The organism is Aureimonas sp. AU20, assembly GCF_001442755.1.
GTDB lineage: Bacteria > Pseudomonadota > Alphaproteobacteria > Rhizobiales > Rhizobiaceae > Aureimonas.
In genome coordinates this window covers 2830952-2844988 of sequence record NZ_CP006367.1, presented here as the reverse complement: position 1 = coordinate 2844988, position 14037 = coordinate 2830952, and the positions used below count along the sequence as shown (strand labels likewise).

The window sequence follows — 14037 nt, the reverse complement described above, 5'->3', positions numbered from 1 at the left end:
TTTGCTCTATTGAAGCGCGTTCGCGAGGCGCACGAACTCCGCGACTTCGAGCGTTTCGGCCCGCCGTGTCGGGTCGATGCCGGCGCGGGCCAGCAGCGCCTCGCCGCCGACCGGTTTCACGCTCTGGCGCAGCATCTTGCGCCGCTGCCCAAAGGCGGCGGCAGTGACCTTTTCCAGATCGGCCAGCGAGACGGGCAGGGGCTCCGGGCGTGGCACGATCTGGACAATAGCCGAGGTCACCTTCGGCGGCGGCGTGAAAGCCTCGCGCGACACGTCGAACAGGATTTCGGCCTGGGTACGCCACCCCGCGAGCACGCCGAGACGGCCATAATGATCGTCGTCGGCACCGGCGACGATCCGCTCGGCCACTTCCTTCTGGAACATCAGCGTCAGGTCGATCCAGCGCGGCGGCCAGACGGGAACCGTGATCCAGTTCAGGAGCAACTGCGTCCCGACATTGTAGGGCAGGTTGGCGACGATCTTGAAGGGGCCGTCCGTCAGGCTGGCGGGATTTATCTCCAGCGCGTCGCCCTCGACCAGCGTGACGCGGCCAGGATAATGCGCGCCGATCGCCTCCAGCGCCGGTCGGCAGCGCGGGTCCTTCTCGATCGCGATCACATGGGCGGCGCCATGGGCGAGAAGCGCGCGCGTCAGGCCGCCGGGGCCGGGGCCGATCTCGATCACCGTCTGCCCTTCGAGCGGGCCGGCCTGTCGGGCGATCCGCCCTGTCAGGTTCAGATCGAGAAGGAAATTCTGCCCGAGCGCCTTACGAGGATCGATGCCGTGGTCCGCCAGAACTTCGCGCAGCGGCGGCAGGCCGTCGAAGGCGAGGGTCAAGACGCCGCCTCAAGCGTGTCGAGGCCGGTCTCGCGGGCGATCTTCGCCATGCGGCTGGCAAGTCGAAGCGCGGCCACGAAGCTGTTGGGCCGCGCCGTGCCGGTTCCAGCGATGTCGCCCGCCGTGCCGTGATCGGGCGACGTGCGGATGATGGGCAAGCCGAGCGTCACGTTCACGGTTTCGTCGAAGGCCAGCGTCTTGGCGGGGATGAGTGCTTGGTCGTGATACATGCAGAGCGCCACGTCGTAGCGCCGACGCGCCTCGGGATGGAACATCGTGTCGCCGGGCAGCGGCCCGACCACATCGAACCCCTCGGCCTGAAGGATCGCGACCGCCGGGCGTATCATTGTCTCGTCCTCGCTGCCGATGGCTCCACGCTCGCCGGCATGCGGATTGAGGCCTGAGATTGCAAGACGCGGCGCGTCGAGACCGAACCGCGCCTGAAGATCGGCCATCACGATGCGGGCGGTCGAGAGAATGAGGTCGGTCGACAGCGCGGCCGGAACCTCGGCCAGCGGAATGTGGATCGTCACGGGAACGCAGGATAGCTCGGGGCCGGTCAGAAGCATGACCGGCTGGAGCGTTTCGCCCGTCAGCGTGCCGCAGAGTTCCGCGAGATATTCCGTATGGCCGGGATGGGCGAAGCCGGCGTCGTAGAGCGCCTTCTTGTCGATCGGATTGGTGACCAGCGCATCGGCCTCGCCCGACAGGACGAGCCGCGTCGCCCGGTCGATCGCCTCGATCGTTCCGGCGGCGTTGGCCGGGTCGAGTTGGCCGGGCTCTTCCAGATGATGGTTCACGAGCGGCAGAACGGCGAGTTCGGAAGCCGGCACGGACGCGCTTTCGGCCACGCTCGCGATCCGATGGATCGACACCTCGATCCCCAGTCGCTCGGCGCGCTTGGCGATCATGTCGGGATCGGCCAGGAGCACGAAGCGGGGAAGGTCGAGCGTCTCGCGGTCGCGAAAGGCCAGAAGCGTGACGTCCGGCCCGACGCCCGAAGGCTCGCCGACCGTGACCAGAAGTGCGCGGCCATCCGGCCCGGCGGCGAGTTCGCTTGGCATGGAGATCGGCTTATCGACGGATGATCGCCGCCTTGTCGCGCAGCTTCTTCAGGAACGCCTTGTCGGGCTCCTTCTTGCCCATGGCTTCCATGTCGTTGGCCTGGAAGACCATGGCGGCCGTCTGATCGTCCGAAACGGAGCGGCTGTCGCAGATGGCGATGAACTCGACGCCGCGCTCGGTCGCCTGCGCCTTGGTCGTGCGACCGCGCGAGGCGTTGACGACATCGTCCTTCCAGCGTGGCGGCAGTTCGGGCTGCGGGATGCGGCCGAGATCGCGCACGGTCACGTCGCGCAAGCCCTTGGCGATGTCGTAGGTCGCGGGGCAGCTGGTGAAGCGCTGGCGCATGGCATTGGCTTCGCTCATGCGCTTATCGAGCTGCGAGGCCCGCTTGTCCTCCGGCACCACGAAAATGACCTGCTGCAGCGTGTATTCCGTCGTGGTCGGCTTCTTGCCGCCCTGCTGGATCATGCGCTGCACGGCTTCCTGCTCGGTCAGGCGCTCGGTCTGGCGGACATTGGCGATGACCGCCTGACCCCAGCCCATCTGAACCCGGATGTAATCCTTGAAGCCCTTGGCCGAGAAGCCTGCGCGGCCGAGCACTTCGGCGAGCTGGGCTTCGGTCAGCTTGTTATCGCGCGCGAAGCGGGCAAAGGCCTCATCCACCGCCGCATCCGGGATCTGGATGCCGCGACGCCGGGTCTCCTGCGACTTCAGCGCTTCGTCGATCAGTTCGTCGGTCGCCGCCTGCGTGCCGCCCGGCGCGCGGCGCAGCTTCAGGAAGGCGGCGCGCTGCTGGATCTGGAAGCTGGTGATGGCCTGCTTGTTGACGATGACCTTGATCTCCGACGCGGCCTGGGCCGGCGCGGCGGACACTCCGCCCGTGAGCAGAAGGGCAGCCAGAGCCGAACAGACGGCGAACTGTCGGGCAAGGGTGCGTGCGGTCATGGTGTGCCTATCTCCCGCTCTGAATGCGGCCGGTCATCCGGCCGCACGTCATCGCTGCTATGCGACGGCTTTGGCGAAACAATGGTCTTTTAACAGATCAATTCGTGGAGCCAAGACCATAGCTGTATCCGACCTGGGCCAGGGTGCGGAACGAAAGCGTGACCATGAGCTTGGTTCGCGAATCCGTCAGGCGGTACTGGTCGTCGGTGTTCTGGTACTGCGCGATGAGGCTGAAGCACTCGTCGGCATAGCCGATGCCGAAGGTGCGGTTGATCATCGTCTCGTTCTCGAGGTCGTAGGTCAGCGAGCCGAAGGTGCGGATCTGGTCCGTCACCTTGTAGTTCGCGGCGATCGAGACCTGCTTGCGGTCCTCGGGGAAGCTGTAGATCGGCTGCGCGGCGATTTGCGAATAGACCACCGAGGCATCGAGTTGCTTGTAGGTCAGGCCGGACATGAAGTCCGTGCGGCGAACGCTGAAATCATCCTTGTCGAAACGACCCTGCGCGCCAAAATTGACGCCGATCGGCGTCGAGACGGCGAGTGAGGAGACGTAGTCCGATCGGTCGTGCTCCAAGCCCGACTCGTATCCGACCAGCGCGAGGTCCGGCTGCGCGAACGGGTTCTCGCCCGCGAGGTGGAAGGACTGGCCGAACAGCGCGTCGATCGCATAGCCCGCGCCGAAGACGCCGCCATACTGCACGCCGACATTGGCGCGCGTGCCGCCTTCGATCCGGTCGTAGCCGGAGAACTTGTCATCCTCGAAGAGATTGGCCGCGTTGAACACGAGGCTCTGCGCGTCCTCGTTCGGCAGCTGGCCGGACTTCATCTCGTCGGGGCGCACCAGAAGCTGCGCAATCGGCGTGATGACATGCGAGGCATTCGCCGTCTCGATCAGATAGGGATAGCGAACGTCGACGCCAGCCGTCGCCATGCCGCGCGCGCCGGACTCGTCCACCTCGATGCCGCCGAGGCCGAGGCTGGAGGTCGTGAGCGCGGGAATACCCTGGGCTTCCATGTCGGCGCGGTAGAGATCGCCGCGCAGGCTGGCCGAAGGCGTGACCTGAAGGCCGAAATCGGTGGTCAGCGTCCGCTTCCACTTGGCGTCGACGCTGGAGCGCGTGTAGTCGCCCTCCAGCACGTTCCGCCGGAACACGTCCGAGCGGTAGGGGAATCCGAGCGACGCGTTGCAGGTGCCGGCGTTGAAGCGGCTAGGGTCGCACAGGAGAAGGTAGCCCGGGCTCGTCGCCTCGCGCCGTAGGTTGGTGACGTTGGCGTCCACCTGCAGCTGGCCGCCGAGAACCGGATTCTCGTTGATGTACTGATAGTCGAGCGAGGGCAGCACATAGGGCTGCACGCGGTTCGTCAGCGTGTTCTCGGTCTGGACGTCGAAGCTCTGGGCGCGCAGGTCGAAGAAGCTCTGATCGCCGAGGCCCGTGAGGTAGATCTCGTTGGTGCGGTAGAGCTGGTCGAAATTCTCGATCTGGTAGACATGGCTGAAATTCGTGTCGCGTTGGGCGAGCACGTCCCAGCCGAAGGTCCACTGGTCGTTGAGGGCGAAACGGCCGGTCGTGCCGATCATGCCCCGGTCGCGATCGGCCGGATCGAGATTTGTGATCACCGTGTCGGAACGGAAGTCGCTGAACCGGCCGGGATCGAGCTGGGCGATGCCGGCGGTCTGCAACGTGAAATAGCCGTTCTCGAACGCCTTGCGGTATTCCGCCTCGGCCAGGAATCCCTGCTTGGTGAAATAAGTGCCGGCGACGGTCGCGTCCGAGCTTTCGTCGATCGCGATGTAATAGGGAACGCGCAGGCCGACGCCGATCTTCGATGTCGATTTGACGCTCGGCGGAAGCAGGCCGCTCTGGCGCTTCACGGTCGGGTCGGGCGAGGCGAAATAGGGGAGATAGGCGAGCGGCTTGCCGAACAGCTCGAAGCGCGCGCCGTAATAGCGCACGACCTTGTTCTTCTGGTCCCAGACGATACGGCGCGCCTTCACCTGCCACAGGGGCGGGCGCTCGGGATGCTTCTCGCAGGCTTCGCAGGCGGTGTAGACGCCGCGCTCGAAGGTCGTCGTGTCGCCGTTCTGGCGCACGGCTTGGCCCGCGGCGAAGCGCGTGTTGTCGGGCGTCTCGATGCGCAGCGCCTGGATGAAGCCATTGGCGAAATCGTCGGTCAGGTCGATCGAATCGGCATAGATTTTGTTGCCCGAGGGCTCGATCAGCTCGACATCGCCCGACGCTACGAGCCGGCGCGCGGCTTGATCGTAGGTGATGTTGCGCGAGACGAGCTTGTAGCCGCCATAGTCGATCTGGATGCCGCCCGAAGCGGTGACGACCTGCTTGTCACTGTCGTAGGTGACGGTGTCGGCTTCCAGGAACAGTTGCGTTCCCTCGGGCACCGAGACGGAAGTGCCGAGATCGCCGAGCGATGTCTGCGCGCGCGCGTCCATCGCCCCGACCATGACGGCCGAGATCGCGGCGCCCGTCAGGAGAGCGCCCTTGAGAAGCGACCGACCCCCGGCCCCCCATCGGCGCGAGTTCCCCCTCGCTGTCATTCTATCCGTCCTCCTGATGGAGCAGGATTGTCGTCCCGAACAATCCCGCCGCCACGACCGGAAACCAAGCTGCCACGACAGCCGGAATCACGGAGTTGCTTCCCAGCGCCTGCGCCAGGAACGTTACGACGTAAAGCACGAAGCCCGCAGCGACGCCACCGACGATCGTGCCGCTCGACTGTCCCAATCGCGTGTAGCGCACAGCTACGGTGGCCGCGACGAGCGTCATGGCCACGAACAGGGCAGGGCGGGCGAGAAGCGCATGGAAGCGCATGGCAAAAGCGTCGGCGTTGTAACCCAGGCTCCTGGCCACTTCGATCTTGCTGCCGAGATGCCAGATGGAGATCGCATCCGGATTCGCCAGCCGCTGCTCGATGAACTCGGGCAGGAGCGTGGTGGGCAGGAGGACGAGGTCCTCGCGCACCGGCGGCGAGCCGACGCGGGTGACCAGCGGATTCTCGATCCGCCATGCGCCGTTCTCGAGATGGGCCTGGCCGGCGTCGATGCGCTCGGACACGACGCCCTCCTCGCGCATGATGAAGGCCGTGACGCCGCCCAGCGTCGCGCCGCCGTCCGACACCGCCTTGGCGCCGATGATGGATTCGACGCCCTTGCCCGTCTGGCGCAGCCAGGGCGAGCGATCGGAGTTCTGGCTGACGACGCCGGCCGCTGCCGTCTGGAGCTTGGCCGAGTGGGCCTGCGCGGAGGCGGCGATCGGATTGTAGAGCCCGACGGCGACGAGGCCGATCAGGAACGAGCCGAAGGCGAAGGGCGCCAGGATCTGCCAGACCGACATGCCGCCGGCCCGCGCGATCACGAGTTCCAGCTTCCGGTTCAGCGTCACCAGCGTGAAAATCGAGGAGAACAGGATGATGAAGGGAAAGGCCTGTTCGATGAAGGCGGGCACGCGCAGCGCCGAGATCGTGGCGATCGTGGCGAAGCCGACATCCGCCGCCGCGCCGCGCCGGCTGACCTCGATCATGTCGATGAGATAGGTCAGCGCGAAGACGGCCGTCAGCGTCGAGATGAAGCTGACGAGATAGCGGCGCAGGAAGTAGAAGTTGATGGTCGAGCGTTTCATGCGCCACCCGCGCCTGCCTGGCGGCGATCGGAGGGAAGGAGCCGCGCCAGCTGCCGGCCGATCCAGCGGAACCCGTCGCTCGTGCGGCGCACGATGGCGCTTTCCGTCACGTTCACGTCGCGCCATAGGAGCCAGATGTCGAACAGGATGGCCGAGATCGGCAGCGAGTAGATCAGCGCGGCGTAGCGCGGGTCCTTGTTGATGAAGGAGAGCGACACGAAGCCGATCGCCTTGAGCGCCAGTGCGCCGGACAGGCCGAGCGCCATGGCCGCACCCGGCCCCTGGCGGTTGGTGCGCGGATGGGCCGCGACGACCAGCGCCCAGAGCCCGAAGGCGATGGGAAAGAGCCAGTCGGTGCGCCGCTGCGCCAGTTCTTCCACGAACTGGTTCGGGTGAAGCTGGAAGACCTTGTCGTTCGGGTCGGGGTTCAGGAGTTCGCGCGTCGTGCGTTCCGACATGCGGATCCAGTCGCCCGTTTCCACCGGCCGCAGATTGGCGAGGTCGAAGGCGTAGGTCTGGAATTCAATGATCGAGACCGTGCCGTCCGCGTTGTTGCGGCGGTGCAGCTGGCCGTCGTCCAGCACGAGATAGGACTGGCCCTGGCGTTCCACGACCTGCGCTTCCCTGGCGAAATAGGTGAGATCCAGCGTGGGATCGCGCGTGTCGGACAGGAACAGGCCGCGCACGTTCGGGCCTCGTGCCTCGTCGATGCTCATCACCAGCCCATCCTGCACCCGCTCGAAACGGCCCGGCTGCAGGAAGAGGCTGATCGCGTCGGCATTGATGGCGCGAATCCCGTTCTGGAAGGCGCTGGACGCGGCCGGTCCGACGAAGTTCGAGTTGATGACGATCAGCGCCGCCGCGCCGAAGGCGAGATAAAGGATCGGCTTAAAGATCACCTTGCGCGAGCCGCCGGCCGCCGCGATCACCGCTCGCTCGGAATCGGCGTTCAGTGAGTTCAGGGCCTGGATGGCGCCGATCAGAAGCGCGAAGGGAATGACGCCCGCCGCCAGATCCGGCATCAGCATGAGGGCGATCCAGACGATGTCGCCCGCCGCCGTGGCGCTGGTTCGCACGATGTCGAGGCGCTGGAGGACCTGGACGATCCACACGATCATGACGAGCGCGGCCAGCGAGCCACCGGTGTAGAGCGCGACTCGCTTGAAGATGTAGCGTTCGATAAGCTTCATGCGTTTCTTGGTTCCGGCAGTCCCGTTTCGGGCGCCGGTTGTCGGCGCAGCTCTCGAACCCGTTCGTTCGACATGTCTGGCTGCGGTAGACTGCTCCAGCTTGGCTAAAGAAGGGCGAACAAAAATGGTTACCGCTTTCTTATAATGTTGACCACCCTTGCAATCGCGCCCTCCACGGCCAGAATGCGCAAGAGGCGAACGGTCTTTTGAAGGCCGTTCCCGTTCCTTCGAGCCGTCCGGCTCCCTGCTTCCGCACCGAGGTGTTCATGTCCATTCTGCCGACCGTACAGTTCGCCGCGCCCGTCCTTCCCTCGTCCGGCGTTCTGGTGCTTCTGGCTGGCAAGGACGGGGCGCTCCCGCCGGGGCTGCCGGAGGGCGTGCGCAGCGCGGCGGAGAGGGCCGCTTCGCTCGGCAAGTTCAAGGGCAAGAGCCTGTCCTTCGCCGAGACGATCGCGCCCGCGGACAGCGGTCTCGACAAGATCCTCCTCGTCGGCACCGCGTCGAGTGAGCCCTTGGGCGAAGAGGACTGGCTGAAGCTCGGCGGCGCGATCGCCGGCAAGCTCAACGGCGCGACTCAGGCGACGATCTGGACGGAAGGGGCTAGCGCAGAGCCCGGCGCCAGGGAGGCCGCGACGATCGGTCTGGGCCTTCTCCTGCGCGGCTACAAGTTCGACCGCTACAAGTCCAAGAAGAGCAAGGACGGCGAGGACGAAACGCCCGACACCGCGCTCGCCGTGACGATCGCGCTCGCAGACGCGCAAGCGGCGCAGACCCATTTTGAGACCTTGGAAGCCGTGGGCGAGGGCGTGCGGCTGGCGCGCGACCTCGTCAACGAGCCGGCCAACGTCCTGACCACGACCGAATATGCGAGCCGGATCGAGGCGCTCGGCGCCACTGGCCTTGAGATCGAAATTCTCGAAGAGACTCGCCTACGCGAATTGAAGATGTTCGCCCTGCTCGGCGTTTCGCAGGGATCGCCGACGCCGCCGCGTCTTTGCATCATGCGCTGGAACGGCGGGGCGGAGGGCGAGGCGCCGGTCGCTTTCGTCGGCAAGGGTGTGGTGTTCGACACGGGCGGCGTGTCGATCAAGCCGGCCGGAGGCATGGAGGACATGAAGGGCGACATGGGCGGCTCGGCCGCCGTTGTCGGTCTCATGCGCGCGCTGGCCGGGCGCAAGGCCAAAGTCAACGCGATCGGCGTGGTCGGTCTTGTGGAAAACTCGGTGGACGGGCTGGCGCAGCGCCCGGGCGACATCGTCACCGCAATGTCCGGCACGACGATCGAGGTCATCAACACGGACGCCGAAGGGCGCCTCGTTCTGGCCGATGCGCTCTGGTACACGCAGGAGCGCTTTAAGCCGCGCTTCATGGTCAATCTGGCGACGCTGACGGGTGCCATCATCGTGGCACTCGGCAACCAGCATGCGGGCCTCTTCTCCAACAACGACGAGCTCGCGAACCGCCTTCTGGCGGCCGGCCTGGAAACGGGCGAGAAGGTCTGGCGCATGCCGCTCGGCAAGGACTACGACAAGATGATCGAGGGCAAGTTCGCCGACATCAAGAATGTCGGCAACGGGCGCTCCGCCGGGTCGATCACCGCCGCGCAGTTCCTCCAGCGCTTCGTCAACGACGTGCCCTGGGCCCATCTCGACGTGGCCGGCACGGCCATGGGCTCGCCCAGCAACGAGTACAACCAGTCCTGGGCCTCGGGCTTCGGCGTCCGCCTTCTGAACCGTCTGGTGGAAGAGCATTACGAAGCCCGCTGATATGGCGGAGGTCCTGTTCTACCATCTCACCGAAAGCCGGATGGAGGAGGCCCTGCCGGACCTCCTCGAACGCTCCGTCGCGCGCGGCTGGCGGGTGATCGTCCAGACCGTGACGGTGGAGCGGCGCGATGCGCTGGATCAGCATCTCTGGGTCTACCGGGAGGACAGTTTCCTACCGCACGGCACCGATGCCGACAGTTCCGGCGCGCTGCAGCCGATTCTCCTCACCACCGAGGCGGAACAGCGCGCCAACGATCCGCATGTGCGCTTCATGGTGGAGGGGGCGGTGCCATCGAGCCTGGAGGGCTACGAGCGCGGGGTCTATCTCTTCGACGGGCACGACGGCGAGCAGCTCGCCTCGGCGCGGGCGCGGTGGACGGCGGAGAAATCCGCCGGCCATGCCGTCACCTATTGGCAGCAGACGGAAGATCGTCGCTGGGTAAAGAAAGCGTAGCCTGCCGGATCGACCCGGTCTGGCTGGCATCCAGCACCGGGCTCTCCTTGTCCATGAAGGCGAGCACAGCTTCGGCATAGCCTTCCGGGTCTTCCAGCGGGGCGGAATGGCCGACATCGGGCAGCACCAGAAGCCGCGCCGTAGGAATGGTGTTGGCGAGATATTCGGTGTGGCGGCGGCTGATCGCCTCGTCATGATCGCCGATCACGATCTCGGTCGGCACGTTGATCGAGGCGAGATCGTCGTCCGAGAAGTTCGGCTCGTTCGCCCAGAGCGCCTGTATCTCGTCCGCCACATTGTCGTAATGCTTGAGCTCGGGGACGATCGCCGTCTTCGGGTCGTAGTGCTTCACGCCCGCCGGCGTCGCGTTCGCCGCCTGGATGAAGATGCGGGACAGGCGTTCGGGATGCTTGATCGCGAGATCGAGTCCGATGATGCCGCCGTCGCTCCAGCCCACGAGGTCGGTCTGCTCGATGCCGAGCTGATCCAGCAGTTCGAGATAGTCCTCGGCCATCAGGTCGTAGGTGATGGGGTCGCTGGTGCGGGTCGAGCGACCCTGGCCCCGGCTGTCGGCGAGGATGATCGTGTGGTCCGCCGACAGAGCGCCGATCTGCGCCCGCCACACGCGGCTGTCCGACAGGCCGCCATGGATCAGCAGGATCGGGGGGCCCTTGCCGTAGACGCGGAAGAACATGTCGATGCCGTTGACCGACGCGTATCCGGTCTGATTCGGCATCGGCCCGTTGGCGAACGCCAGCGGCGCGTTCGTCGCCGGGACGGCCGCCACCAGAAAGGCGAGCGAGAAGGTCGCAATGGATCGAAGCATGGTCCTAACCCCGAATCGACCGCGCCATCGAGGCATGTCGATCGAGCGCTGAACGGGAGAATAAACGGGAGGTTCCATCCCGCTCAAGCTCTAGAGGGCCAAGCTTGCCTTAACTTTTCGCAACTTACGCGATCTTAACTTTTTTAATCAGCCGTCATCGCGGCGTCATGCTCCTCGGTGAACTCCAGCCACTCGCCTTCGCACTTTTGCAGCGTGCGCTCGACACTGGCCTTCTGCTTGGCGAGGTCGGCCGCCTTGGCCGGCTCCTTGGTGTATAGCGCGGGGTCGGCGAGCTTGCCGTCGAGATCGGCCAACGTCTGCTGCAACCGGGTCATCTGGATTTCCAGCGCGGAGATTTTCTTCTTGAGGGGCTTCAGCGCCTCGCGCCGCTCGGCTGCCGCGCGGCGCTGATCCACCTTGGAAAGGGTGGGGGACTCCACCACGGCGATCGTCTCGCCCTGGTTGCCGCCGCCCGCCCGCGTGCCGGAGAGGATCAGCTTCTTGTAGTCCTCCAGATCGCCGTCGTAGCGCGACACCGTGCCGTCGCCGACGATCCAGAGCCTGTCCATCGTGGCTTCCACCATGTGCCGGTCGTGGCTGATGAGGATCACGGCGCCGCTATAGTCGTTGAGCGCCCGCACGAGGCTCTCGCGCGCTTCGATGTCTAGGTGGTTGGTCGGCTCGTCGAGGATCAGGAGGTTCGGCGCATCGAGCGTGGCGAGGCCCATCAGGAGGCGCGCCTTCTCGCCGCCAGACAGATTGTCGGCCACCGTGTCCATCTTCTCGGTGACGAGGCCCATCTGCGCGACGCGAGCACGCACCTTGGGCTCGGTCGCGTCCGGCATGTGCCGGCGCACATGCTGGACCGCCGTCTCGTTGGGCCTGAGATCGTCGATCTGGTGCTGCGCGAACATGGCGATCTTCAGCCCCGGCGCGCGGGTGATCGAGCCGCTCTGCTCGCGGAGCCGGTCGGCGATCAGCTTGGCGAAAGTCGACTTGCCGTTGCCGTTGGCGCCGAGCAGGGCGATCCGATCGTCCGCGTCGATGCGCAGGTTCAGGCCCTTGAGGATCGAGCGTTCGGCGGAGTAGCCGACCGCGACGTTTTCCATGCGGATGATGGGCGAGGCGAGGATCTTCTCCGGCGCGGGGAAGGTGAAGGGCGTGACATGCTCTTCCACGATCGCCGCGAGCGGCTTCATACGCTCCAGCGCCTTGAGGCGGGACTGCGCCTGGCGCGCCTTGGAGGCCTTGGCGCGGAAGCGCTCCACGAAGGCTTCCATATGCTTGCGCTCGGCCTGCTGCTTGGTGATCGACTTCTGCAGCAGCTCCATCTTCTCGGCGCGCTGGCGCTCGAAACTGTCGTAGTCGCCGCGATAGAAGACGAGCTTGCGCTGGTCGAGATGGATGATCGCATTGACGGCGTTGTTCAGAACGTCGCGGTCGTGGCTGATGATCAGCACGGTGTAGGGATAGCGGGAGACGAAATTCTCCAGCCAGAGCGTGCCTTCGAGGTCGAGATAGTTGGTCGGCTCGTCCAAGAGCAGTAGGTCGGGCCGCGAGAAGAGAACGGCCGCGAGCGCGACGCGCATGCGCCAGCCGCCCGAGAAGCTGCCGACCGGGCGTGCCTGCGCTTCGGCGTCGAAGCCGAGGCCGGACAGGATCGAGGCCGCGCGCGCTTCCGCCGAATGGCTTTCGATGTCGGCGAGCCGCAGATGGATGTCGGCGATGCGGTCGGGGTCCTTCGCCGTCTCGGCCTCGGCCAGAAGCGCGACGCGCTCCTCGTCGGCCTTCAGCACGATTTCGAGCAGCGACTCGTGCGTGCCCGGCGCTTCCTGCGCCACCTGGCCGAGGCGCGTGCCGCGCGGAAACGAGACATTGCCGCTTTCCGAGGCGAGGTCGCCGGTAATGACGCGGAACAGGGTCGACTTGCCCGCGCCGTTGCGGCCGACGAGGCCCGCCTTGGTCCCGCTCGGGATCGTCAGGCTGGCGTGGTCGATAAGTAGGCGCCCCGCGACGCGGGCGGACAAGTCGTTGATCTGAAGCATGGTCGCGCTTGTGCCATGTTTGGCCGCAGCGCGAAAGGTCGCTCAGTCGCGCCCGGTTTCGCGGATAAAGGCGATGAGGTCGAGCCCCGGAGCGGCAAGCCCGAAGCCGGTCAGGATCGCATGGGCCTGCCCGCGATGATGGGTCTGGTGGTTGAAGAGGTGGAACAGCGCGGGGCCGAGCCGGCCCTCCACCGGCACCGGCTTAGAGATCGGCGTGTAGCGGAAGGTGCCGGCGAGGGCGGCCTCGCTGAGCGAGCCGATATAGGCCTCGATCCGCGCGTCCTCCGCCGCTCGCGCTTCGCGCAGCGGCTCGAATGTCTCGAACAGGACAGTGTCCAGCCGGCTCGGCGCCTCGCCCGCGCCGGTGAAGCGCTGCATCCAGATGCGGTCGGTGGCGAGGAGATGGTTCAGCGTTCCCAGCATGGAGTGGAAGAACACGCCGCGATCGGCCGCGAACCGCTCCGGCCCCAAAGCGGCGGCCGCCTCGAAGAGCCGTTGGTTGGCCCAGCGATTATAGGCCGCAAACGTGACGAGTTGTTCGTGATACATCGGGTGATCTCTTTCGGAGGCGCCTATGACCCTAGCACTCTATGAACTCGTCGGTCGCGATTCGGCTCGGCCCTTCTCGCCCCATTGCTGGAAGGCGCGCATGGCGCTGGCGCACAAGGGTCTCCCTTACGAGATGCGGCCGGTCTCCTTCACCGAAGTGTCCAGCGTCGAGAACGGCGTGGACCGGACGGTGCCGGTGCTGCGCGACGGTGAGGCCGTGGTGCAGGACAGTTTCGCCATCGCCCATTATCTCGACGTGCATCATGCGGACCGGCCGGCGCTGCTCGGCGGCGAAGCGGGCGAGGGCGTCACGCGCTTCGTGGAAAGCTGGTCCCAGCGCACGATCCATCCCTATGTCGTGTCCGTCGCGGTTCTCGATATCCACGCCATCTTGGACCAGCCGAACCAGACCTTCTTCCGGGCCAAGCGCGAGGCCGCCTTCGGGCGCAAGCTGGAAGACATTCAGGACGGCCGAACCGAAGAGAAGCTCGCTGCCTTCCGTCGCTCGCTGGAGCCCCTGCGCGCGACACTGAAGCGCCAGCCCTTTCTGGGCGGTCAGAGCCCGCGCTTCGCCGACTATATCGTCTTCAGTCCGTTCCAGTGGGTGCGTATCGTCTCGACCTTCCAGCTGCTGGAGCAAGGCGACCCGATCGCGGATTGGGTGGAGCGCTGCCTCGACCTGCACGACGGCGCGGCGCGCCGGGTTCCGGCAGCGCGTTGAGCGC

12 protein-coding genes are annotated in these 14037 nt (G+C 65.9%); 3 read left to right on the top strand and 9 right to left on the bottom strand.

Going from position 1 to position 14037, the window contains the following annotated elements; all coding sequences use genetic code 11:
• Window positions 1-6: 6 nt before the first annotated feature.
• The 6 genes from rsmA to M673_RS12675 all read right to left on the bottom strand — a co-directional run bounded on the left by rsmA (window position 7) and on the right by M673_RS12675 (window position 7672).
• Window positions 7-837, bottom strand: coding sequence for a 16S rRNA (adenine(1518)-N(6)/adenine(1519)-N(6))-dimethyltransferase RsmA (gene rsmA, locus M673_RS12700; protein ID WP_061976395.1), 831 nt, complete (start codon window positions 835-837; stop codon window positions 7-9).
• Complete coding sequence (gene pdxA, locus M673_RS12695; RefSeq protein ID WP_061976394.1) at window positions 834-1901, bottom strand: 4-hydroxythreonine-4-phosphate dehydrogenase PdxA; 1068 nt, start codon at window positions 1899-1901, stop codon at window positions 834-836. The genes rsmA and pdxA overlap by 4 nt, the downstream gene beginning before the upstream one ends.
• Window positions 1902-1911: 10 nt before the next feature.
• On the bottom strand, window positions 1912-2847 hold the full coding sequence (locus M673_RS12690; RefSeq protein ID WP_061976393.1) for a SurA N-terminal domain-containing protein: 936 nt from the start codon (window positions 2845-2847) through the stop codon (window positions 1912-1914).
• Window positions 2848-2944: 97 nt separating this feature from the next.
• Window positions 2945-5401, bottom strand: coding sequence for an LPS-assembly protein LptD (locus M673_RS12685; protein ID WP_244493169.1), 2457 nt, complete (start codon window positions 5399-5401; stop codon window positions 2945-2947).
• Window position 5402: 1 nt separating this feature from the next.
• Window positions 5403-6482: an LPS export ABC transporter permease LptG gene (gene lptG / locus M673_RS12680; protein ID WP_061976392.1), complete on the bottom strand. Its 1080-nt coding sequence runs from the start codon at window positions 6480-6482 to the stop codon at window positions 5403-5405.
• Window positions 6479-7672, bottom strand: a complete 1194-nt coding sequence (locus M673_RS12675) for an LptF/LptG family permease (RefSeq protein WP_061976391.1) — start codon at window positions 7670-7672, stop codon at window positions 6479-6481. The genes lptG and M673_RS12675 overlap by 4 nt, the downstream gene beginning before the upstream one ends.
• Before the next feature lie 266 nt (window positions 7673-7938).
• On the opposite strand from M673_RS12675, the gene M673_RS12670 reads away from it, so the two are divergent.
• Both M673_RS12670 and M673_RS12665 read left to right on the top strand, forming a co-directional pair.
• Window positions 7939-9438 carry a leucyl aminopeptidase gene (locus M673_RS12670; RefSeq protein ID WP_061977828.1) on the top strand — a complete coding sequence of 500 codons (1500 nt, stop codon included), beginning with the start codon at window positions 7939-7941 and terminating at the stop codon, window positions 9436-9438.
• A gap of 1 nt (window position 9439) precedes the next feature.
• Window positions 9440-9892, top strand: coding sequence for a DNA polymerase III subunit chi (locus tag M673_RS12665; RefSeq protein ID WP_061976390.1), 453 nt, complete (start codon window positions 9440-9442; stop codon window positions 9890-9892).
• Here the strand turns inward: M673_RS12665 and M673_RS12660 are convergent.
• The 3 genes from M673_RS12660 to M673_RS12650 form a co-directional block, all read right to left on the bottom strand.
• Entirely contained in the window at window positions 9843-10718 is an 876-nt protein-coding gene (locus M673_RS12660) for an alpha/beta fold hydrolase (RefSeq protein ID WP_061976389.1), read from the bottom strand. The two genes, M673_RS12665 and M673_RS12660, sit on opposite strands and share 50 nt — an antisense overlap.
• Before the next feature lie 143 nt (window positions 10719-10861).
• Entirely contained in the window at window positions 10862-12763 is a 1902-nt protein-coding gene (locus M673_RS12655; protein WP_061976388.1) for an ABC-F family ATP-binding cassette domain-containing protein, read from the bottom strand.
• A gap of 42 nt (window positions 12764-12805) precedes the next feature.
• The gene (locus M673_RS12650) at window positions 12806-13312 is read right to left on the bottom strand and encodes a DinB family protein (protein WP_061976387.1); all 507 of its coding nucleotides are present in this window, start codon (window positions 13310-13312) and stop codon (window positions 12806-12808) included.
• A 25-nt stretch (window positions 13313-13337) separates the two neighbouring features.
• On the opposite strand from M673_RS12650, the gene M673_RS12645 reads away from it, so the two are divergent.
• Window positions 13338-14033, top strand: coding sequence for a glutathione S-transferase family protein (locus M673_RS12645; RefSeq protein WP_061976386.1), 696 nt, complete (start codon window positions 13338-13340; stop codon window positions 14031-14033).
• Window positions 14034-14037 lie beyond the last annotated feature (4 nt).